This is a genomic window from Streptomyces sp. NPDC032091 (assembly GCF_055580265.1).
On the sequence record NZ_JBVILR010000016.1, the window covers coordinates 97355 to 116737 of the forward strand.

The window sequence follows — 19383 nt, forward strand, 5'->3', positions numbered from 1 at the left end:
CTCCGGGCCCGGTCAGTGGACCCGGTAGACCTGGCCCGTCTGCGCCCCCTCGACCGACCGCACGTAGGCCGTCGCCGCGCGGGCCGCGGAGACGGCCTCCATGCCGGCGAAGAAGGGGCCGTAGGCGGGCAGGGACTCCTCCAGGACCGTCGGGCTCACCGCGTTGATCCGCTGCGGCGGCAGCTCGACCGCCGCCGCCCGCACGAAGGCCTCCACCGCGCCGTTCGCCGCCGAAGCGGCCGCGCCGGCCACGATCGGCTGCTCCGTGAGGATGCCGCTGACCAGCGTGAACGAACCGGTCGGGGCCAGGTGCGCGGCGCCCTGGCGGACCAGCTCGATCTGGCTGAGCGCCTTGCCCCGCAACGTCGCCGCGAAGTCGTCCGCGGCCAGCTGCCCCAGCGGGCGGAACACCGCCTCACCGGCCGCGACCGCCACCGCGTCCAGCGGGCCCGCCTCGGCGTACAGGCGGGCCACCTGCTGCGGGTCCGTGACGTCGGCCACCAGATCGCCGCCCGAGCGGCCCACCCCGACCACCTCGTGACCGCGCGCCGCGAGCGCCTTGTGCACCGCGGTGCCCAGCGTGCCGCCCGCGCCGACCAGCAGAATCCTCATCCCGACCTCCAGGGGAACCCGTCCCGGGGGAACGTCCTCCGGGCACCACCGACGTTAGGGACCGCGCCGCCCGTCCGGAAATGCCGTCTGGGCAGCGACTATGCTCCCCAGGCATGGACGATGTGGAACTGCGCCACCTCAGGGCGCTGGACGCGGTGGCCGGGGCCGGCACCATCACCGCCGCCGCGGCCCGCCTGCACATGACCCAGCCCGCCCTCTCCCGGACCCTGGCCCAGCTGGAGACCCGCGTCGGCGTCCGGCTCGTGGACCGCTCGTCACGGCACCTGGCCCTCACCGAAGCCGGCGCCACCCTGCTCGGCCACGGCCGGGCGATCCTCTCCCACCTCGACGCCGCCCTCGCCGACACCCGGGCGGTGTCCCGCCCGCTCCGGCTCGGCTACACCTGCGCGGTGCTCGGGCAGCAGACCGTACCCCTGCTGCGCGCGTGGCGCCGTACCCACCCCGCCACCCCGCTCGACGTGGTCCGGCGCGACAACGGCACCGCCGGCCTCGCCACCGGCGACACCGACGTCGCCGTCCTGCGCACCCTGCCCGACGACCCCCGGCTCCGCAGCGAGGCCCTCTACACGGAGGACCGGGTCGCCGCCCTGCCCGACGACCACCCGCTCGCCGGCCGGGACCGGGTCCTGCTGGCCGAACTCACCGCCGGCCCCCGGCCGCTGCCCCTGGCGGTGTGGCCCGAGGCCGGCACCGCCTCGCCGGAACTGTGGCCGCCACAGGCCCGTCCCGCCCGGACGGTCGAGGTCGGCAACGTCGACGAATGGCTCAACCTGATCGCCACCGGCGGCGCCTTCGGCCTGGCCGCGGCGGGCACCGCCGAGAGCCACGGCCACCCGGGCGTCCGCTTCCTCCCCGTCTCCGACGCCCCGCCCGCCACCGTCTACGTGGCCTACCCGCACCACCCCACGCACCCGGGGACGCCCGAGTTCCTGACGGCGGTCCGGGAGGCGGTGACCGGCTAGAGACGGCCCGGTTCCCCCGTTCCCGCGTACGGCGGCCCGTACGGCGGGCATGCTGCGCGGGGAGGCCCGGGACCGCCCGGGGACCGACGACGAGGGGCAGGCCGCACGATGACCGGTCGCAAGACCGCCGCAGAGGTGTTCGACGCGCTCGCGGGGCGCTACGAGGAGGCGTTCGGGGCGATCCCCGCCCAGCGGGAGGCCCTGGAGTGGCTCACCGGGCGGCTGCCGCGCGGCGCCCGCGTGCTCGACGTCGGCAGCGGCACCGGCCGCCCCACCGCCGAGACCCTGGCCCGCGCGGGCTGCGCCGTCACCGGTATCGACGTCTCCGCCGAGATGGTCGCCCTCGCCCGTACCCGGGTGCCCGGCGCCCGCTTCGAACAGGCCGACGTCCGCACCTACGCGCCGCCCGGCGGCGACGGCTTCGACGCGGTCTGCGCCTTCTTCCCCCTGCTGATGATGGACAAGGCGGAGGTCGCCGCCTCACTGGAGCGGATGGCCTCCTGGACGGCGCCCGGCGGCTACCTCGTCGTCGCCACCGTCCCCGGGGACATCGACGCCCTCGACATCGAGTTCATGGGGCACCGGGTCACCGTCAGCAGCCTCTCCGCCGAGGAGTACGTGCACCGGATCGAGGCCGCAGGGCTGGAGGTCCTGCGCCACGAGACCGCCCTCTACCACCCCGCCGGCAGGCTCGCCGACCCCGAGGAGCACCTGTTCTGCTACGCCCGGCGGCCCGTGGCCTGAGACCCGTACCCCCTGCTGGGCACGGAACCGCACCGGGGCCATGCCCACCCGGCGGCTGAAAAGCCGGCTGAAGTAGGCGGGGTCCTCGTACCCGACCCGCCGGGCTATCCCCGCCACCGGCAGATCGGTCCGGGCCAGCAGCTCCTTGGCCCGGCTCACCCGGATCCCGAGGAGGTACTCCTTGACGCCCTCGCCGGTGCTGCGCCGCACCGCGCCGCGCAGCTCCGGCAGGGTGATGCCCAGCCGCGCCGCGTGCCCGGCCACCGAGATCGGCAGCAGCGCGTCCCGGGCCAGCGCGTCGATCACCGCGTCCCCGTGCCGGGACACCTCCGCCCGGGCGTAGCGCAGCGCCACCAGCAGGCCGTGCACCTGGGCCGCCGCCTCCACCTCCAGCAGCGGCCCGCCGCGCCGGGCGGCCCGTACGATCCCGTCGACCGCGTGCTCCACCCCGGTGGTCCCGCCCAGCGGCACCACCGGCCGGTCCGGGGTGATGTACCCGAGGTCGGTGTACGCGCCGACGCCGGAGCCCGTGAAGTCGACGAAGCACTCGTCCCAGCCGCCGCCCTCCGGGTCGGGGGCGTAGTGGTGCTCGACCCCCGGCACCAGCCACAGCAGGGCGGGCGCGGCCACGGGTTGCGGCGGGCGCCCGGCGTGCCGGAACCAGCCGCGGCCCCGGGTGACGACGACGGCCACGTGATGGCCGAGGACCCGGGGCCCCACGACGGGCAGGGCGCCCCGCTGCACGCCCACGCCCAGGCAGACCAGGCCGAGCCGGCGGTGGACGGGGGCGGGGGAGAAGTACCGCATCCAGCTGCTGTACGCGGGCTGCTGGCTCGGGGAGGTGCGCGGCGGCGTCGGCATCTGCGGATTGTGATCCACGCCGCCTCCCCCATCAAGGCCCCGCAGCGGCCCGCCCGCCACCCTCCGTGCGGGGCCGGCGGGTCACGGCGTGTGCGCCGGACGGGTGCGGGCGTCGGCGCCTTCCGCGCGCGGTGCCGGTTCGCCGGCGCCGCCGGGCTCCGCGGCTCCGGCCGGCCGTGCGGGCTCCGCGGCTCCGGCCGGCCGCGCGGGTCCCGGCGGCGGGGTGCCGGTGCGCGGCGTGCCTCCCGTGGGCGTCGGGCCCTCGGCGGGGGCCGGCCGGGGCGCCTCGGCGCGCAGGCCCGCCGTCAGGCCGGCGATCACCACCGCCAGGCCGAGCCAGACCGCCGGGCCGGGCGCGCCGCCGCCCGACAGGATCCCCGCCCCCGCCGCGGCGAGCGGGGCGATCCCCGTCAGCAGACCCGCCCGGCCGGAGCCCACGGCCGCCACCGTGCGGTACCAGAGCAGGAACGCCACCGCCGTGACCATCACCGCGAGGTAGCCCACCGCCGCCCACCGGACCGCACCCAGCTCCGCCACCGCGAACGGCGGCTCCGTGCACACCGCCAGCCCCGCCAGCATCACCGCCCCCATCCACACCGCGTGCAGCGACACCCCCCACGCCCCGTGCCGGGCCAGCACCGGCACCGCGAGCAGGGTGAACCCCGCCTCGCAGGCCAGCGCCAGCGCCGCCCAGCCCACCCCGGCCGCGTCCGTGCGCCCGGTCCCCTCGACCAGCACGGCCCCCGCGACCACCACCGGCGCCGCCAGCAGCACCCGCCGGCTGGGCCGGCGCCGCTCCAGCAGCGGGCCGACCACCCCCAGCAGGACCGGGACGGAGGCCACCGCGACCGCGATCACGGCCGGCTCGGCATGCGCCACACCGCGTACGACGGCCACGTTGAACAGCACCAGGCCGGTCGCCGCGATCCCGGCCAGCCACAGCCATTCCCGCCCCCGGGGCCGCAGCAGCGGCACCCGGGCGGCCCGGGCGAGACCGAGGAGGATCAGCGCGGCGGCGGCGTAGCGGACGGCCTGGGCGCCGAACAACGGCGCCCCGGTGAGCGACCGCGAGACGGTGACGCTGCTGCCGACCAGCACCATGCCGACGGCGCCGGGAGCCAGGTCGCGCACGGCGCCGCGGCGGGGAACGGGGGAGGCGGGGATGCTCATACCGACCAGCCTGGGGGCACAATGGCCCGGTGAGCAGGTCCAAAGAAGGCCCCGACGACAGGTCCACAACCGCCCCGGCCCGCCCGGCCGGTACCGGCTCCGACTTCCTCCAGCTCGACATCGGCCAGGCCCCCGCCGGCGGTCGCACCGCCTGGCTCGCCGGCCGGCTGCGCGCTGCCATCGCCGACGGCACCCTGCCCGTCGGCAGCCGGCTGCCCGCCAGCCGGGTCCTCGCCGCCGAACTGCGCGTCTCCCGCGGCGTGGTGACGGAGGCCTACCAGCGGCTCGCCGAGACCGGGCAGGTGGCCGGGCGCGGCCGGGGCGGGACCGTGGTCGTCGCCGCCCCGCCGCCCGCGCGGCCCGCCCCGGGCGGAGCCGCCCCGCGCTCCGCCCCGCGCGGCGGGCCCCCGGTGGACGCCCTGCGCGCCGTGCCCCCGGTGGACGCCCTGCGCGCCCTGCCCTGCCGGATCGACCTCTCGCCCGGGGTGCCCGACCTCACCGCCTTCCCGCGCACCGCCTGGCTCCAGGCCGAGCGCCGGGTCCTCGCCGGCCTCACCGCCGCCGACTTCGGCTACGGGGACCCGCAGGGCGCACCCGCCCTGCGCGCGGCCGTCGCCGGATGGCTGGCCCGCAACCGGGGGATCCGCGCGGACCCCGGCGAGATCGTCGTGGTCGCCGGGGTGGCCCAGGCCCTCGGGCTCCTCTCCGGGGTGCTGCCCGGGGCGGGCGTGCGCCGGGTGGCCGTGGAGGACCCCGGCTCGCTCGGCGCCCGCGGGCAGCTGCGGTACGGCGGGCTGGACACCGTCGGGGTGCCGGTGGACGGGGCGGGACTGGACGTGGCCGCGCTGCGGGCCAGCGGCGCGGGCGCGGTCCTGCTGACCCCGGCGCACCAGTTCCCCACCGGCGTGGTGCTCGACGGGGAGCGGCGCCGGGACCTGCTGGACTGGGCGGCGGCCGGGGGACTGGTCCTGGAGGACGACTACGACGCCGAGCACCGCTACGACCGGGCCCCCGTCCCCGCCCTGCGGGCCCTGGCCCCGGAGGCGGTCTGCTACGCGGGCAGCGTGTCCAAACTGCTCGCGCCCGCGCTGCGGCTGGGCTGGCTGCTGGTCCCGCGCCGGCTGCGCGACGAGGTCGTGGACGCCAAGCGCTACGCCGACCTCGGCAACCCGGTCCTCGCCCAGCTCGTCCTGGCCCGGCTGATGGACTCGGGCGAACTGGAGCGCCACCTGCGCTTCGTGCGCCGCCGCCACCGCCGGCGCCGGGACGCGATGCTCGGCGCCGTCGCCCGCCACCTGCCCGGCGCCCGGGTGCACGGCGCGGCGGCGGGCCTGCACCTGATGGTCACCTTCGACGGCGCGGACTTCCCCGACACGGACCTGGCCGACGCCGCACTGGCCCTCGGCGTCAAGGCCCACCCCCTCTCCTGGCACCGGCTGACCCCCGGCCCGCCGGGCCTGGTCCTCGGCTACGCGGCCGGGGCGGCCGGCGAGATCGAGGAGGGGGTGGCCCTGCTGGGCCGGGCCCTGCGGGGGTCCGTCCCGGACCGGCGGCGCTGACACCCCCGCCCGGGGCCTCCGCGACGACCCGTCCGGCGGGTGCGCGAAAAGTTTTCCGGGAACGGCGGCAACCGATCGCGCACTCGGACGTCGTGCGGGGGTGAAGGGCCAAGTTCCGGGCCCTCGACCCGACCGTGGAGATGCACCGTGAAGAACCTGAAGCGCGTTCCCCAGTCCACCCGCCGGGCGGCCGCCGTCGCCGCCGCCGGGGCGGTCGTCGCCCTCGGCGGGCCGGCCTTCGCCGCGCAGGGGGCTTCCGCCACGCCGGCCCCGGCCGCCACCTCCGCGGCGCCCGCCCCGGTTCCCTCGCAGCCGGCCAACGGCGGGCCCACCGCCGTGCCTTCGCACCCCGCCGGCAGCGCCAAGCCGAGCCCGGTCCCGACCCACCCGGGCGGCAGCGGCCGGCCGTCGGCCTCGCCCTCGCTGCCGCCGGGCGCCCAGCCCAGCCCGTCCGTGTCGCAGCCCGGCAGCGCGCAGCCGTCCGCGGCGCCCGCTTCCGGCGAGGGCTCCGAGCTCGCGCATACTGGCTCCTCGGCGACCACCGTCGCTCTCGGCGCCGGAGCGGCCGGGCTGGTCGCCGTCGGCGCCGGAGCCCTCTACACCGTGCGGCGCCGCGCCGGCAACTGAGGACACCCGTGCTCGCACTCGCACCCTCCGCCCGCCCCGCCACGCCCGTATTCCCCCGGGCGTGGCGGGGCTTGTGGCGGTGGCTCACGCGCCGAGAGACCTCCGCCCCGCCGGCCGGCCCGGGCGCGCACCCCTACCCGTACACCTACGCCCCGGCCGGCCGGGACCCGGGCGATCCCGCTCCCGCGCCGACCGTCAGCGAGCTCTACCACGCCCACCGGCTGTCCATGGTCCGCCTCGCGGTACTCCTCGTCGACGACCTGGGCACCGCCGAGGACGTGGTGCAGGACGCCTTCACCGCCCTGTACCGCCGGTACGGGGAGCGGATCGCGGAGGTGGACAACGCCCTGGGCTATCTGCGCACCGCCGTCGTGAACACCGCGCGCTCCGTGCTGCGCCGCCGTCGCACGGCCCGCGCGTGGAACCCGCCGGTCACGGCCGACGTACCCTCCGCCGAGGCGTCCGTCGTCCTGGACGAGGCGCACCGCGAGGTCCTGGCGGCCCTGGGGCGGCTGACCCCGCGCCGCCGCCAGGTGCTGGTGCTCCGCTACTGGGCCGACCTCAGCGAGGCGGAGATCGCCGAGACCCTCGGCATCAGCCGGGGCTCGGTGAAATCGAACGCCAGCCGCGCCCTGGACGCGCTCGAACGGATTCTGGAAGGACGGGTATGACCGGCGAACGCCCCGTGGAGCGCCGGCTGCGCCAGGCCCTGGAGGCCCGGGCCGAGGAGGTGACCGTCCGCGCGCTGCGCCCGGCGGATCCGCCCGGCCCGCACCTCGCGGCCCCCCGGCTTTGGCTGCGCCGCTCGGCCTGGGCCCTCGCGGGCCTGTCCGGGCTCGCGGCGGCCGCCCTGGCGGCCCACCTGGTGCTCGGCCCCGACCAGGCGCCGGTCCGCCCGGTCCCGCCCGCCGCGCCGCCGGAGCTCACTCCGCTCCCGAGCCCGACCCCGAGCGGGCCGTCGAGCCCGTCGCCCTCGGCGGTGCCCTCGGTGCCGCCGTCGCAGTCGCCGGGCCCCCGCGTCACGCCGGCCCCGAACCCGAGCCCGCCGCCGTCGGGCGGTCCGTCCTCTTCGGCGCCCCCGGCCACGCACGGCCCGGCCCAGGGGTCGGCCGTGCCCTCCCACGGCTCGGGCGCCGCGCAGCCGACGGCGTTGCCGAGCCCACCGCCCACGAAGGGGTAGCGACAGGTCAGAAGGTGATCGTCCGGCCCTCGGCGGACGCCTGGCGGGCGGTGTAGGCGACGCCGTGCACCGTGAGGCCCGAGGGGTCCCAGAGGGTGATGGTGCCGCCGTGGTCGCCGAGCCGGAAGCCGTCGCCGTCGCCGCCGTCGACGGTGAGCGCGGCACCCGCACCGAGCCGCCCGGAGGGCAGGGGGAGCGGGTGCCTCCCCTCGTCGACCAGCCGCCAGCCGGTGAGGTCCACGGCCTCGGCGGAGGTGTTCAGCAGCGTCACGGTCCCGGCCGCGGGTGCCGGTCCGGCCGGGTTGACCAGGGCGGCGACGATCCTCAGGGGTGCGTCCTGGGCGGCGAGCCGGCCCGGGGAGCCGGGGATCGCGTGGCCGGTGACGGGGTCGGTGTGCCACTTCTGGGACTGGAAGGCGAGGAACACCGCCACCCACCGGTCCTCGGCGGGCAGGTGGAAGAGCATCCCGCCGTCCTGCCAGACCCCGTCCTGCGGCTCGAAGCCCTTGCTGTTGCCCTGGTTCATGTGGATCTCGTGCACGCCGTCGGAGGGCTGGAAGCCGAACTCCGCGTCGTGCTTGCCGGGCTCGGGGCCGAAACGGTCCCCGAAGACGTACAGGGCGATCGTCTGGTCGGCGAGGGCACGCTGGACGTAGTGGTCGAACAGGTCGGACAGGTCGTTGTCGACGCCGGGGAGGTCCGGGGGCAGCACCCGCATGGCGGACGGGTCGAAGAGGTTGCCGCGGACGAAGTCGAGGGCGGCGCCGCCGGCCCGGCTCTCCAGTCCCTTCCAGCCGCTGCCCGCCGCCGGGAGCCGCTCGGTCAGCGGATGGCGGAAGTCGTCGACGACCACGTACATCAGCTCGTGCGGCGCGACCTTCGACCGGACGTTGACGGCGGCCCGGTAGTGGGTTCCGGCGTCGTCGCGGAGGTGGACCTCGTAGTGGGGTGAGTCGGTGCCCCCCTCGCGGTGCCGGTCGACGGCCCGTGCGGCCAGGACTCCGTAGTTCTGCAGGGGCATGCGTCATCCTCCACCATGCTCGCTTCGCCGGACCGCTCCTCACCCTGGCATCCGGCCCGCGCGCGCCGTAAGCCGCCGGCCGGGGGAAAGGCCGGGCACGGGGGCGTTTCCGGTTCCGTCAGCGGCGCGGGGATGGTTCTTGAATGGTTGCTCATGTATGTTGGCCCCATGCCCCGCCCCCGCGAGTTCGAACCCGAAGCCGTACTGGACCAGGCCATGCTGCGGTTCTGGGAGCGGGGGTACCGGGCGACCTCCATCGAGGATCTGGTGAAGGCGACCGGAGTGAAGCCCGGCAGCCTCTACGGGGCTTTCCCCGGCGGCAAACACACTCTGTTCCTGAAATCGCTGGAGCGTTACTCGAAGCTGGTCGTCCCCGAGAAGCTGGGCGCACTGGAGGCACCCGATGCCTCGGTGGCCGAGATCCGGGGCTACTTCGACGGGCTCGTGCAGGACCTGCTCAGCCCCGAAGGCCGCCAGGGCTGCCTCCTCGTCAACACGGCGATCGAGCGGGCCGCCGAGGACGACGGGGCGGCTGCCGTCGTCCGGGGCCACCTGGCCCGGCTCGAACGCTGCATGACCCACGCCCTGGAGAACGCGGCGCGCAGGGGGCAGGTGCGTGCGTCGGTGGACCCCGCGGGCAGCGCCAAGCTGCTCGTCGCCACGTGTCAGGGACTGATGGTCGTCGGTAAGGCCAATCCCGACGGAACACTCCTGCGGTCGATCGTCGACAACGCCTTCGCCGCCCTCGTCTGACCCCCGGCGTCCGGGCCACCCGCGCGGTGGCCCTTTTTCGGCGCCGATACTTGAATGATTACTCAAGAATGGAACCCGCGCATGAAGGCCATCGTCATCTCCGCCCCCGGCGGCCCCGAGGTCCTGACCGCCACCAAGCTTCCCGACCCGGTGGCCGCCGAAGGGGACGTGCTCGTCCGCGTGGCGGCGTTCGGGCTGAACCACGCCGAGTCCTACATGCGCAGCGGAGCATGGGGAACCGTGGCGGCCGTTCCCGGGATCGAATGCGCCGGGGTGGTGGAACACGACCCCTCCGGCCGGCTCCCCGCCGGCACCCGCGTGGTGGCGCTCCTCGGCGGGATGGGCCGCACCCGCAACGGCAGTTACGCGGAGCTGGTGACCGTCCCCGCCACCAACGTGGTGGCCGTGCGGTCGTCGCTGGGCTGGGCCGAACTCGCCGCGATACCGGAGGTTTACGCGACCGCCTGGAGCGGGCTGTTCGGTACTTTGGACCTGCGTCCCGGCGAGACGGTCCTGGTGCGGGGAGCGACCTCCTCGCTCGGCCAGGCCGCCGTCAACCTGGCCGTCGACCAGGGCGCGAAGGTCCTCGCCACCACCCGCAACCCGGAACACGCCCCGCTCCTGAAGGAACTCGGCGCCGACGACGTCCTCATCGACGACGGCGCGCTCGCCGTCGGGATCACCGGGCGGGGGCTCGCCGTCGACGCGGTGTTCGACGTCGTCGGCAACAGCGTCCTGCGCGACTCCCTGGCCCTCGTCGGGCCCAGAGGCCGGGTCTGCCAGCTCGGATTCCTCGGCGGATTCGAACCGGTCCGCGACTTCGACCCGATCGCCGACCTCCCCAGTGGTGTGCGGCTGAGCTTCTTCGGCAGCGCCTTCGTCCTGGGAACTCCCGCGTTCCCGCTCTCCGACGTACCGCTCGACGAGATCTGCGCCAAAGCCGCGTCCGGAGCCCTGCTCGCCCGCCCCAAGCGGGTCTTCGGCTTCGACGAGATCGTCGAAGCCCACCGGGTCATGGAGGCCGGGGAAGCCCTCGGCAAGATGGTGGTCGTCCTCGACTGACACCGCTCGCGGCGCGCGGAGCAGGACGCGAGGAGCGGACGCGTCAGATCCGGCTTCCTGGGCAAGCGCGGCACAACGCGACAGAGACAGCCAAGGCTCTACGGAGGAGTTGAGACATGACCGACGACATGTGGGCCTACCGCTCCGGGATCATCCACCCGACGGGCGAAGACCTGACGGGCTACGGCGTGGAAGCCGTCGACGGGCACATCGGCAAGGTCGACCGGCACTCCCACGAGGTCTCCGACGCCTACCTCGTGGTCGACACCGGAGTGTGGATCTTCGGCAAGGAGGTCCTGCTCCCCGCGGGGACGATCGTCCGCGTGGACAGGGAGAACAAGACGGTCCACGTGGACCGCACCAAGGACCAGATCAAGGCGGCTCCGGAGTTCCACTCCGACAACCACCTGCGCGAGCCCGACTACCGCCAGGAGATCAGCAAGTACTACGGCAGGAGCTAGACGCAGGTTTTATACATCCCTATCGCACAACCGTATGGATGCGGGATGGCGTGGGCCCACGAGAGGGCCCGACGGGTTCCGGGCCGCCCCGGCCCGGACCGTGGGCTCACGCCACAGGGGGACCATGCAGCAGCAGACCGTCCTGATATCCGGAGCCAGCGTGGCCGGTGCCACCCTCGCCTACTGGCTCCTCCAGCACGGGACGTACGTGGGCCCGGGCCGGACCGCCCTCGCCTACACCACCGCACACGACAGCAGCAGCGGCTGCCGGCCGAGGCGTACCGCGGGGAGGGCTGGGAGGTACCGCGGTTCCTCAAGGTCCTGCCCGCCGCCCCCGACTTCTACTTCGACTCGCTCAGCCAGGTGCACATGGACAGCTGGTCCACCGGCCGGGTGGGCCTGGTCGGCGACGCTGCGTACTGCGCCTCCCCCGCTTCGGGGCAGGGCGCCAGCCTGGCGATGGTGGGCGCGTACGTCCTCGCCGGTGAACTCGCCGCGGCGGGTGGCTCCGCGGAGGGTTTCGCGGGCTACGAGCGGGCCGTGCGGCCCTTCGCCGAGGCCAGCCAGAAGCTCGGTCCCGCGAACGTCAAGCGGATGGTGATGGGCAGCCCCGCACAGGTGCGGATCTCCTTGCTGATGCTGCGCCTGCTCCAGCACCTGCCCGGCAAGGACCGCATGATGGCGAAGGTCCTCGAACCCATCCAGCGGGCGGCCAACTCCATCGAGCTCACGTCGTACTGAGTGCCGGCGCTGCTCACCCGGACCCGAAGGGGCAGAGCCTCGGGCTCAGCGACGGTCTGGTGGACGCTCGTCAGCCGCGCAGGTTCTCGATCGCCGTGACCAGCGGGGCCAGTTCCGGGCGGGCGGCCGCCTCGTCCAGGGCCTCGCGCAGGGCGGCGGCGTTGGTGGGGCGGGCCTCGGCCAGGAGGTCGAGGCCCGCCCGGCTGACGTCGGTGTAGATACCGCGCCGGTCGGTGTCGCACAGGTAGCGGTTGAGCAGGCCCCGGTCCTCCAGCCGGCTGACGAGGCGGGTCGTCGCGCTCTGGCTCAGCACCACCGACTCCGCGACCTGGTGCATCCGCAGGTGCCCGCCCGGGCCGTCGTGCTGGCGGCTGAGCACGTCCAGCAGGGAGTACTCGCGCACGCTCAGCCCGTGGCCCGACTGGAGGGCCCGCTCCAGGTGCGCCTCGATGCGGCCGTGGAGGAGGGAGAGGGCGCACCAGCCCTGGGCGAGGGGGGTCGGGGCGCTGTCCGTGGCCGTCATGGGGTCCTCCGTCGTCGAGGCGTACGCGTACCGCGTGCGCGTGCGCGTACCCCCAGGATAGGGGACGCGTGCAATAGCCCGCGTTTGCAATTATCCCGCGTCTGCAATTAATGTGGACGACTGTAAACGGCTGGCGCAATCTCCCGGCCGCATCCCCGCACCCCCGCAATGAACCCCCACCCCCGGAAGGCCGCACGTCATGCCTCTCGCGCTCCTCGCCCTCGCCATCGGGGCCTTCGGGATCGGCACCACCGAGTTCGTGATCATGGGCCTGCTGCCCGAGGTCGCCGCCGGATACGGCGTCTCGATCCCGACCGCCGGCCTCCTGGTCACCGGTTACGCCCTCGGCGTCGTCCTCGGCGCCCCCGTGATGACCGTCCTCGGCACCCGCGTCCCCCGCAAGCGGATGCTGATGCTGCTGATGGGCCTGTTCGTCGTCGGCAACGTGCTCTCCGCGCTCGCCCCGGTCTTCGGGGTGATGCTGGCCGGCCGGGTCGTCGCCTCCCTCGCCCACGGCGCCTTCTTCGGGATCGGCGCCGTCGTCGCCGCCGGACTCGTGGCGCCCGAGCGCAAGGCCGGCGCCATCGCGATGATGTTCACCGGCCTGACCGTGGCCAACGTGGTCGGCGTCCCGCTCGGCACCCTCGTCGGCCAGCACCTCGGCTGGCGCGTCACCTTCCTGGTCGTCGCCGCGCTCGGCGTGGTCGGCCTGCTCGGCATCGCCCGCCTCGTCCCCGAGCTGCCCCGCCCCGAGGGCGTACGGATCCGCCACGAGCTGGCCGCCTTCCGCAACGCGCAGGTCCTGCTCGCGATGGCCATGACCGTCCTCGGATTCGGCGGCGTCTTCGCGGCGATCACCTACATCAGCCCGATGCTCACGCACGTAGCCGGCTTCGCCGACACCTCCGTGACCTGGCTGCTCGTCCTCTTCGGCCTCGGCATGGTCGCCGGGAACCTGATCGGCGGCCGGTTCGCCGACCGGGCGCTGATGCCGATGCTGTACGTGTCCCTCGGCGCCCTGGCCCTCGTCCTGGCCGCCTTCACCCTCACCGCCCACAGCAAGGCGGGCGCCGCCGTCACCGTCACCCTCATCGGCGCCCTCGGCTTCGCGACCGTGCCGCCGCTGCAGAAGCGGGTCCTCGACCAGGCCGCGGGCGCCCCCACCCTGGCCTCCGCCGTCAACATCGGCGCCTTCAACCTGGGCAACGCCCTCGCCGCCTGGCTCGGCGGCCTGGTCATCAGCGCCGGCTTCGGCTGGACCGCCCCGAACTGGGTCGGCGCCGCCCTCGCGGCCTCCGCCCTGGTCCTCGCCCTCGTCTCCAGAGCGCTGGAGCGGCGTACGGCCCGCCGCGCGCCGGACGGCGGCTGGGTCGTCGCGGCGGGAACCCCCGCCGCCCCCGCCCCCGCCCCCGCCCCCCACTGATCCCCCTCCGATTCCCTTCCGATCCCCCCACCCCACCAGGAGCACCCCCATGTCCCGCACCGCCACCCGCGCCGCCGTCTCCCCGCTGACCACCGAGGACGCCGAACTGCTCGTCACCGAGGCCCGCGCCGCCGCCGAGGCGGCCGGGGTCGCGGTCAGCGTCACCGTCCTGGACGCCGGCGGCCACCTGCTGGCCTTCCGCCGCGACGACCGGGCCGTGCTGATCTCCGGCGAGACCAGCACCCGCAAGGCCTACACCGCCCTCCAGCTGAACGCCCCCACCGCCGACCTCACCGAGGCCGTGCTGCCGGGCGGCCCCTTCCACTCCCTGCCCACCGCCCTCGACCGGCCGCTGCTGTTCATCGCGGGCGGCCTCCCGGTCCACCGCGACGGCCACCTCATCGGCGCCCTCGGCGTCGGCGGCGGCGCCCCCGAGCAGGACCACGGGTTCGGCGGGGCAGCCCTGGAGGCCCTCGCCCGCACCTGAGCCCGCCGGCCCGGGGCACCCCCTTCCGCCCCGGGTCGCGCGCACCCGTCCCCCGTGCCAACTTGGTACGGGGGACCGGTGCATCATGCGACAGACGACCAGAAGGCTCCGAAGAGGACGGACCATCGCGACGGCAGCGGCCGCCGCCCTGGTCTCCTTCGCCGTACCGGCGTGTTCCGCCGGGGCCGAGGAACACGGCGCCGCCCCCCGCGCCACCGCCCCGCGGGGCAGCCCCGCGACCGGCGCCTCCGCCACCCCGACCCCGCCGCCGGCCTCCTCGTACCCGCTGTCCAGCGCCCCGCGCACCGTCCCCTCCGTACGGGAGCACACGCCCGCCCGGGGTCCCGGCTGGAAGCCCGCTCCCGCCGCGCGGGTCCTCGTATCGCCCGCCGACAGCGCCGCCCTCGCCGACGAGGGAAGGCTGCTGGCCGGTGAACTCCGCCTCGGGTACGCCGAGTCCGACCAGTCGCAGCCGGGCGACGTACGGCTCGCCCTCGGCGCGAAGGACTCCGGCCCGCCCGAGTCGTACACCCTCACCGTCCAAGGCGGCCGGGTCACCGTCACCGGCCCCGACGAGGCGGGCGTCTTCTACGGCACCCGCACCCTCAAACAGGAGATACGCGGCGCCGGTTCGGCCCCCGAGGGCATGGTGAAGGACGCCCCGGCCAAACCGCAGCGCGGGCTCAACCTGGACATCGCCCGCAAGAACTTCAGCCCCGGCTGGATCGAGGACCGGCTGCGCGAGATGGCCGACCTCAAACTCAACCAGCTCGGCCTGCACTTCTCCGACGACCAGGCCTTCCGGATCGCGTCGGACAGCCACCCGGAGATCGTCTCCACCCCGCACCTCACCAAGGCCGACGTACGGGAGATCACCGCGCTCGCCGCCCGGCTGCACATCGCGGTCGTCCCCGAGATCGACTCGCCCGGCCACCTCGGCGCCGTCCTGCGCGCCCACCCCGAGCTGCAACTGCGCGACGCGGCCGGCCGGGCCGTCAAGGGCGCCGTGGACATATCCGACCCGGCGTCCGCGAAGCTCGTCGACGACCTGCTGCGCGAGTACCTGCCGCTGTTCCCCGCGGGTGCCTGGCACCTGGGCGCCGACGAGTACCAGGCCCTGGTCGTCAAGGACCCGCAGGCCTCCTTCCCGCAGCTGGCGAGCGCCGCACGGGCCCGCTACGGGGCCACGGCCCGGGTACGGGACCTCGCGACGGGCTGGCTGAACGACCGGGCGGCGGTGGTCCGCCCCTCGGGCAAGGCCCTCAAGGCGTGGAACGACGGGATCTTCAAGGACGGCATAGCCCGGGCCGCCCCGGACATCCAGGCCGAGTACTGGACCGGCAAGGAGAACGGCGCCCGGCCGCCGGCGGAGTACCTGGCCACGGGCCGCAAGGTGGTCAACCTCAACGACGAGTACCTCTACTACGTCCTCGGCGAACCCAACCAGTTCACCTACCCCACCGGCAAGCGGATCTACGAGCAGTGGACCCCGCTCGTGCTGCGCGGCACCGCCCCCGTCCCCGCCTCGTACGACGCGCAGATCCTCGGCGCCCGCCTCGCCGTCTGGTGCGACCTGGCCGGCTCCCAGACGCCGGCCCAGGTGGCCGCGGGCATCCGGATGCCGCTGGCCGCGCTCTCCCAGAAGCTCTGGGACCCCCGCCCGCCGCAGGCCCCCTGGAGCGAGTTCCAGTCCCTCGCCGGCCGCCTGGGCCCCTGACCGGCGACCGCCGGGCGAACGCCGGTGTCCGCCGCGCGGGGCGGAGGTCCGCACTCCGCAACAACGGGATCCCGGCCCGGTGACGAAGCGCCTCCGGCCGTCGCCCCGGCCGGTTCCCGGGGGTTACGGTGCGGCGACGCCGGAATCCGGGAGAGGGAGAAGACCATGAGAGCGGTACGGGGGCGGGCGGCCATGGCCGCCCTGGTGGTGTGCGGCGTGCTGGCGCTCACCGCCTGTCAGAACGGCGACGACCCGGCGGGGGCGCCGTCCGCGAAGCCCACCGCGCCCGCACCGCCCCCGCCCACCGCCTCCGCCACGGCCGCCGCGCCGGCCCCCTCGAAGACCGGCGCGGCGCCCAAGGCCTCGGCGACGGCCACCCCGGCGGGGAAGAAGCCCCCCGCCCCGGCCCCGCCGCCCGCGCCGACCTGCGGCGCCGACGGCAGGATGCCGGTCTCGCCCGACACGATCGCCGTCCACCGCTACACGCCCGAGGGCGGGATGACCAGTCTCATCGTCCAGCACGGCACGTACGGCTGCCCCGGGCGCTTCGAACCGTCGGGCCCGTGGACGTACATCCCGATCTCGGAGACCGCCAAGATCACCGCGACGGCGCCCATCCTGCCCTCGGAGGTGATGGGCAAGCCCATTTCCACCAGCGAGCTGACCGGCTGGCTGGACACCCACCCGGACAAGGGCCTGCCCTTCCGCTACCACCTGAACGCGGCGGGGGTCATCGACACCCTCAACGAGATCTACGTCAAGTAGCCGCCGCGCCCACCGGGGTTCCTACCAGATGGAGTTGACCCACTCCGGGTGGTCGATGAACGGGTTGCGGTTGTGCTGGTAGGTGTCGAAGATGACCTGGTTGCGCCGCTTCTCGAAGGCGTCCGGCGGGTCCATCTGGTTCCACTGCTTCAGCAGGCTGAGCCGGCCGAAGAGCGGGGCCGTGCCGTTGTTGACCTTGTCGTTCATCTCCAGGTCGGGGAAGCCGTCGCCGCCCTCGTAGCGCACGGCCATGTAGAGCAGCATGCGCGCGACGTCGCCCTTGACCGCGTCGCGCGGCTCGAAGGAGTCGGCGTCGGTGTAGCTGCCGGGCGCCTCGGCGACGGGGCTGCCGCCCATGTCGAAGTCCTTGTTGCCGCGGGTGCTGTTGACCGTGACGTCCTCGGGACGCAGGTGGTGCAGGTCGGTGCCCGGGCCGGTGGCGGTGCCGAAGTCGCCGTGGCTCTTGGCCCAGACGTGCTCGCGGTTCCAGTCGTCGACCCCGCCGCCGTTGGTGTTCTTGGACTGGGAGCGGCCCGAGTACACCAGGATGACGTTGTTCGGGTTGGCGGGGTCCTGGTCGGTGACCTTCAGCGCGTTCCACACGCCGTCGTACGTCACCGTCGACTGGTTCTTGATGATGTCGTGCAGCGCCGACTTCAGCGCGGCGCCGGTCTTGCCCGCGGCGGGCGCGTAGTAGTCGTCGACGCTGGTCGCGGCGGCCGCGGCGCGGGGAGCCGCCGCCGTCCGCTGGGGGCCCGCCGTGGCGGTGGCCGGTATGAGGAACAGCGCGGCGGCCGCGAGGCCGGCGGCCCAGGGGGCCGTACGGGAGATTCTCATGATGTGGGGGACACCTCTTCACAAGCACCGCCCCCGCCCTGGCAGTTGGCGGGGTGTCAGGTGGCAGGCCGAGGCTCACATTGTCATGTATCGAACAGGTTAAAACCATGTGTCGGGCGGGCTCGCCGAGGAGTTTGCCGCCGGACGGCCGTGGGCACGGTAGGCCATGCCCCGGACGGTCCCCACCGGCCGTCGACAGCGCCCCCTGGAGCAGCCCATGGCAGTGAAGATCCTCATCGTGACCGGCGACGCGGCGGAGTCCCTGGAGGTCCTCTACCCCTACCAGCGCCTCCAGGAGGAGGGGTACGAGGTCCACATCGCGGCCCCGTCGCGCAAGAAGCTCCGCTTCGTCGTGCACGACTTCGAGGAGGGCTTCGACACCTACACCGAGAAGCCCGGCTACACCTGGCCCGCCGACATCGCCTTCGCCGAGGTGGTCCCCGAGGAGTACGCGGCGGTGGTCGTGCCGGGCGGGCGGGCCCCCGAGTACCTGCGCAACGATCCCGAGGTGCGCCGGATCCTCGCCGCCTTCGCCGGGGCCGACAAGCCCATCGCCCAGATCTGCCACGGCCCGCTGATCACCGCCGCGAGCGGCTCCCTCGGCGGGCGCCGGGTGACGGCCTATCCGGCGCTGGAGCCCGACATGCGGGCCGCCGGGGCCGAGTTCCAGGACTCCGAGGCCGTCGTCGACGGCACCCTGGTCTCCGCCCGGGCCTGGCCCGACCACTCCGCCTGGATGCGGGAGTTCCTGACGGTGCTGCGCGCCAAGGCGCCGCTGGCATAGCGGCGTACGGGTGCGGCCGAGGGGCCCCGCCGGATCCGGCGGGGCCCCTCGGCGCGCGGCTGCGGGACGGCGGCGTCAGCTGCCCGTCGTGACGCGCGGGGCCGGCTCGTACTTGTAGTTCGCCTGGCCGAAGTTCTTCTTCACGGCCGCCTCCCAGGAGCCGTCCGAGACCATCTTGGTGAGCGCCGCGTTGATCTTCTTCTGGAGGTCGGAGGCGCCCTTCTTGAGACCGATGCCGTAGTTCTCGTTGCTCAGGTTCAGCCCGACCAGCTTGAACTTGCCCTCGTTGCCCTTGCGCGCCGCGTAGCCGGCGAGGATGGAGTTGTCGGTGGTCATGGCGTCGACCAGGTTGTCCTGGAGGGCGACCAGGCACTCCGAGTACCCGCCGAGCTCCAGCACGCTCGCCTTCGGGGCCAGATTTTTGCGCACGTTCTCGGCGGAGGTGGAGCCGGTCACCGAGCACAGCCGCTTGGTGTTGAGGTCCTCCGGCTTGGTGATCGTGTTGTCGTCGGCGCGGACCAGCAGGTCCTGGTGGGCGACGAAGTAGGGGCCGGCGAAGTCGACCTGCGCGCGGCGCTTGTCGTTGATCGTGTAGCTGGCCGCGACGAACTTGACCTCGTTGTACTGGATCAGCAGTTCCCGGTCGTTGCTGTAGACCTGCTTGAACTCGATCTCGTTCGCCTTGTACCCGAGCTCCTTGGCGACGTACGTGGCCACGTCGACGTCGAAGCCGGTGAACGTGCCGTCGGGCTCGCGCATGCCGATGCCCGGCTGGTCGAACTTGATGCCGACCGCGATTGGCTCCTTCTTGGCTTCGCCACCACAGCCGGAGGCGGTGGCGGCGAGGGCGATCACTGCGGCGACCGCACCGGCCTTGGGAACCTTCATGTGCTGCTCTTTCCTCGGGGAACGCGGATCCGCGCGGGGAGTGTCGCGGGAAACGTGGGGGGACGTGCGGAACCGCGGGGGCGCGAGGGCACGTGTATGAGGAAGCTAGGAAGGCGACGGGCGCAGCGTCACTAGATCTGAGGAAAACTTGAGGATAACGATCCGGTTCCGCCGGAGATCCTCCG

At 74.5% G+C, this 19383-nt stretch carries 21 protein-coding genes and 1 pseudogene; 15 read left to right on the plus strand and 7 right to left on the minus strand.

Annotated features, from left to right (window positions below):
* Positions 1–12: 12 nt before the first annotated feature.
* Positions 13–612, minus strand: coding sequence for a short chain dehydrogenase (locus ACZ5NJ_RS24555; protein WP_468767340.1), 600 nt, complete (start codon positions 610–612; stop codon positions 13–15).
* Between the two features lie 113 nt (positions 613–725).
* On the opposite strand from ACZ5NJ_RS24555, the gene ACZ5NJ_RS24560 reads away from it, so the two are divergent.
* Positions 726–1595: a LysR family transcriptional regulator gene (locus ACZ5NJ_RS24560; protein ID WP_468767341.1), complete on the plus strand. Its 870-nt coding sequence runs from the start codon at positions 726–728 to the stop codon at positions 1593–1595.
* A gap of 108 nt (positions 1596–1703) precedes the next feature.
* Positions 1704–2339, plus strand: coding sequence for a class I SAM-dependent methyltransferase (locus tag ACZ5NJ_RS24565; RefSeq protein WP_468767342.1), 636 nt, complete (start codon positions 1704–1706; stop codon positions 2337–2339).
* Here ACZ5NJ_RS24565 and ACZ5NJ_RS24570 read toward each other — a convergent pair.
* Both ACZ5NJ_RS24570 and ACZ5NJ_RS24575 read right to left on the minus strand, forming a co-directional pair.
* Positions 2334–3146: pseudogene (locus tag ACZ5NJ_RS24570) on the minus strand (helix-turn-helix domain-containing protein); the annotation flags it as partial. The gene ACZ5NJ_RS24565 and the pseudogene ACZ5NJ_RS24570 sit on opposite strands and share 6 nt — an antisense overlap.
* A gap of 135 nt (positions 3147–3281) precedes the next feature.
* Positions 3282–4370 (minus strand): DMT family transporter, encoded by a 1089-nt coding sequence (locus ACZ5NJ_RS24575; RefSeq protein WP_468767343.1) that lies wholly within the window; start codon positions 4368–4370, stop codon positions 3282–3284.
* 29 nt (positions 4371–4399) lie between these two features.
* Here ACZ5NJ_RS24575 and pdxR point away from each other — a divergent pair, with 29 nt between their 5' ends.
* From pdxR to ACZ5NJ_RS24595, 4 genes are all read left to right on the plus strand, one after another.
* Complete coding sequence (gene pdxR / locus ACZ5NJ_RS24580) at positions 4400–5929, plus strand: MocR-like pyridoxine biosynthesis transcription factor PdxR (protein ID WP_468767344.1); 1530 nt, start codon at positions 4400–4402, stop codon at positions 5927–5929.
* Positions 5930–6076: 147 nt separating this feature from the next.
* Complete coding sequence (locus tag ACZ5NJ_RS24585; protein ID WP_468767345.1) at positions 6077–6556, plus strand: LAETG motif-containing sortase-dependent surface protein; 480 nt, start codon at positions 6077–6079, stop codon at positions 6554–6556.
* An 8-nt stretch (positions 6557–6564) separates the two neighbouring features.
* Positions 6565–7227, plus strand: coding sequence for an RNA polymerase sigma factor (locus ACZ5NJ_RS24590; RefSeq protein WP_468767346.1), 663 nt, complete (start codon positions 6565–6567; stop codon positions 7225–7227).
* A complete protein-coding gene (locus ACZ5NJ_RS24595; protein WP_468767347.1) occupies positions 7224–7736 on the plus strand; it encodes a hypothetical protein in 513 nt (170 codons plus the stop codon). The genes ACZ5NJ_RS24590 and ACZ5NJ_RS24595 overlap by 4 nt, the downstream gene beginning before the upstream one ends.
* A gap of 7 nt (positions 7737–7743) precedes the next feature.
* On the opposite strand, the gene ACZ5NJ_RS24600 is transcribed toward ACZ5NJ_RS24595, so the two are convergent.
* Positions 7744–8757 carry a DUF2278 family protein gene (locus tag ACZ5NJ_RS24600; RefSeq protein WP_468767348.1) on the minus strand — a complete coding sequence of 338 codons (1014 nt, stop codon included), beginning with the start codon at positions 8755–8757 and terminating at the stop codon, positions 7744–7746.
* 168 nt (positions 8758–8925) lie between these two features.
* Here ACZ5NJ_RS24600 and ACZ5NJ_RS24605 point away from each other — a divergent pair, with 168 nt between their 5' ends.
* The 4 genes from ACZ5NJ_RS24605 to ACZ5NJ_RS24620 all read left to right on the plus strand — a co-directional run bounded on the left by ACZ5NJ_RS24605 (position 8926) and on the right by ACZ5NJ_RS24620 (position 11774).
* Entirely contained in the window at positions 8926–9510 is a 585-nt protein-coding gene (locus ACZ5NJ_RS24605; protein ID WP_358893796.1) for a TetR/AcrR family transcriptional regulator, read from the plus strand.
* Positions 9511–9591: 81 nt separating this feature from the next.
* Entirely contained in the window at positions 9592–10572 is a 981-nt protein-coding gene (locus tag ACZ5NJ_RS24610) for a zinc-binding dehydrogenase (protein ID WP_468767349.1), read from the plus strand.
* Positions 10573–10688: 116 nt separating this feature from the next.
* Entirely contained in the window at positions 10689–11033 is a 345-nt protein-coding gene (locus ACZ5NJ_RS24615) for a PRC-barrel domain containing protein (protein ID WP_468767350.1), read from the plus strand.
* A 369-nt stretch (positions 11034–11402) separates the two neighbouring features.
* Positions 11403–11774: an FAD-dependent monooxygenase gene (locus tag ACZ5NJ_RS24620; RefSeq protein WP_468767351.1), complete on the plus strand. Its 372-nt coding sequence runs from the start codon at positions 11403–11405 to the stop codon at positions 11772–11774.
* Between the two features lie 70 nt (positions 11775–11844).
* Here ACZ5NJ_RS24620 and ACZ5NJ_RS24625 read toward each other — a convergent pair whose 3' ends face one another.
* Positions 11845–12297 carry a MarR family winged helix-turn-helix transcriptional regulator gene (locus tag ACZ5NJ_RS24625; RefSeq protein WP_468767352.1) on the minus strand — a complete coding sequence of 151 codons (453 nt, stop codon included), beginning with the start codon at positions 12295–12297 and terminating at the stop codon, positions 11845–11847.
* A gap of 199 nt (positions 12298–12496) precedes the next feature.
* Here ACZ5NJ_RS24625 and ACZ5NJ_RS24630 point away from each other — a divergent pair, with 199 nt between their 5' ends.
* The 4 genes from ACZ5NJ_RS24630 to ACZ5NJ_RS24645 all read left to right on the plus strand — a co-directional run bounded on the left by ACZ5NJ_RS24630 (position 12497) and on the right by ACZ5NJ_RS24645 (position 16689).
* The gene (locus ACZ5NJ_RS24630; protein ID WP_468767353.1) at positions 12497–13720 is read left to right on the plus strand and encodes an MFS transporter; all 1224 of its coding nucleotides are present in this window, start codon (positions 12497–12499) and stop codon (positions 13718–13720) included.
* Between the two features lie 49 nt (positions 13721–13769).
* On the plus strand, positions 13770–14207 hold the full coding sequence (locus ACZ5NJ_RS24635) for a GlcG/HbpS family heme-binding protein (RefSeq protein WP_468767354.1): 438 nt from the start codon (positions 13770–13772) through the stop codon (positions 14205–14207).
* Positions 14208–14292: 85 nt separating this feature from the next.
* Positions 14293–15924, plus strand: a complete 1632-nt coding sequence (locus ACZ5NJ_RS24640; RefSeq protein ID WP_468767355.1) for a beta-N-acetylhexosaminidase — start codon at positions 14293–14295, stop codon at positions 15922–15924.
* 165 nt (positions 15925–16089) lie between these two features.
* Positions 16090–16689, plus strand: a complete 600-nt coding sequence (locus ACZ5NJ_RS24645) for a hypothetical protein (protein ID WP_468767356.1) — start codon at positions 16090–16092, stop codon at positions 16687–16689.
* A 21-nt stretch (positions 16690–16710) separates the two neighbouring features.
* On the opposite strand, the gene ACZ5NJ_RS24650 is transcribed toward ACZ5NJ_RS24645, so the two are convergent.
* Positions 16711–17526: an endonuclease I family protein gene (locus ACZ5NJ_RS24650; RefSeq protein ID WP_468767357.1), complete on the minus strand. Its 816-nt coding sequence runs from the start codon at positions 17524–17526 to the stop codon at positions 16711–16713.
* Between the two features lie 217 nt (positions 17527–17743).
* Between ACZ5NJ_RS24650 and ACZ5NJ_RS24655 the strand changes: the two genes are divergently transcribed.
* Positions 17744–18310 carry a DJ-1/PfpI family protein gene (locus ACZ5NJ_RS24655; protein ID WP_468767358.1) on the plus strand — a complete coding sequence of 189 codons (567 nt, stop codon included), beginning with the start codon at positions 17744–17746 and terminating at the stop codon, positions 18308–18310.
* A 75-nt stretch (positions 18311–18385) separates the two neighbouring features.
* Here the strand turns inward: ACZ5NJ_RS24655 and ACZ5NJ_RS24660 are convergent, their stop codons facing one another.
* Positions 18386–19198 (minus strand): glutamate ABC transporter substrate-binding protein, encoded by an 813-nt coding sequence (locus tag ACZ5NJ_RS24660; protein ID WP_468767359.1) that lies wholly within the window; start codon positions 19196–19198, stop codon positions 18386–18388.
* Between the last annotated feature and the right edge of the window lie 185 nt (positions 19199–19383).

Bases quoted from the DNA above. Each gene is read 5' to 3' on its own strand.
- ACZ5NJ_RS24605 (WP_358893796.1), top strand. From the start codon at position 8,926: ATGCCCCGCCCCCGCGAGTTCGAACCCGAAGCCGTACTGGACCAGGCC.
- ACZ5NJ_RS24560 (WP_468767341.1), top strand. From the start codon at position 726: ATGGACGATGTGGAACTGCGCCACCTCAGGGCGCTGGACGCGGTGGCC.
- ACZ5NJ_RS24595 (WP_468767347.1), top strand. From the start codon at position 7,224: ATGACCGGCGAACGCCCCGTGGAGCGCCGGCTGCGCCAGGCCCTGGAG.
- ACZ5NJ_RS24600 (WP_468767348.1), bottom strand. From the start codon at position 8,757: ATGCCCCTGCAGAACTACGGAGTCCTGGCCGCACGGGCCGTCGACCGG.
- ACZ5NJ_RS24620 (WP_468767351.1), top strand. From the start codon at position 11,403: ATGGACAGCTGGTCCACCGGCCGGGTGGGCCTGGTCGGCGACGCTGCG.
- ACZ5NJ_RS24630 (WP_468767353.1), top strand. From the start codon at position 12,497: ATGCCTCTCGCGCTCCTCGCCCTCGCCATCGGGGCCTTCGGGATCGGC.
- ACZ5NJ_RS24640 (WP_468767355.1), top strand. From the start codon at position 14,293: ATGCGACAGACGACCAGAAGGCTCCGAAGAGGACGGACCATCGCGACG.
- ACZ5NJ_RS24565 (WP_468767342.1), top strand. From the start codon at position 1,704: ATGACCGGTCGCAAGACCGCCGCAGAGGTGTTCGACGCGCTCGCGGGG.
- ACZ5NJ_RS24650 (WP_468767357.1), bottom strand. From the start codon at position 17,526: ATGAGAATCTCCCGTACGGCCCCCTGGGCCGCCGGCCTCGCGGCCGCC.
- ACZ5NJ_RS24625 (WP_468767352.1), bottom strand. From the start codon at position 12,297: ATGACGGCCACGGACAGCGCCCCGACCCCCCTCGCCCAGGGCTGGTGC.
- ACZ5NJ_RS24610 (WP_468767349.1), top strand. From the start codon at position 9,592: ATGAAGGCCATCGTCATCTCCGCCCCCGGCGGCCCCGAGGTCCTGACC.
- ACZ5NJ_RS24660 (WP_468767359.1), bottom strand. From the start codon at position 19,198: ATGAAGGTTCCCAAGGCCGGTGCGGTCGCCGCAGTGATCGCCCTCGCC.
- ACZ5NJ_RS24635 (WP_468767354.1), top strand. From the start codon at position 13,770: ATGTCCCGCACCGCCACCCGCGCCGCCGTCTCCCCGCTGACCACCGAG.
- ACZ5NJ_RS24615 (WP_468767350.1), top strand. From the start codon at position 10,689: ATGACCGACGACATGTGGGCCTACCGCTCCGGGATCATCCACCCGACG.
- ACZ5NJ_RS24555 (WP_468767340.1), bottom strand. From the start codon at position 612: ATGAGGATTCTGCTGGTCGGCGCGGGCGGCACGCTGGGCACCGCGGTG.
- ACZ5NJ_RS24645 (WP_468767356.1), top strand. From the start codon at position 16,090: ATGAGAGCGGTACGGGGGCGGGCGGCCATGGCCGCCCTGGTGGTGTGC.
- ACZ5NJ_RS24655 (WP_468767358.1), top strand. From the start codon at position 17,744: ATGGCAGTGAAGATCCTCATCGTGACCGGCGACGCGGCGGAGTCCCTG.
- ACZ5NJ_RS24575 (WP_468767343.1), bottom strand. From the start codon at position 4,370: ATGAGCATCCCCGCCTCCCCCGTTCCCCGCCGCGGCGCCGTGCGCGAC.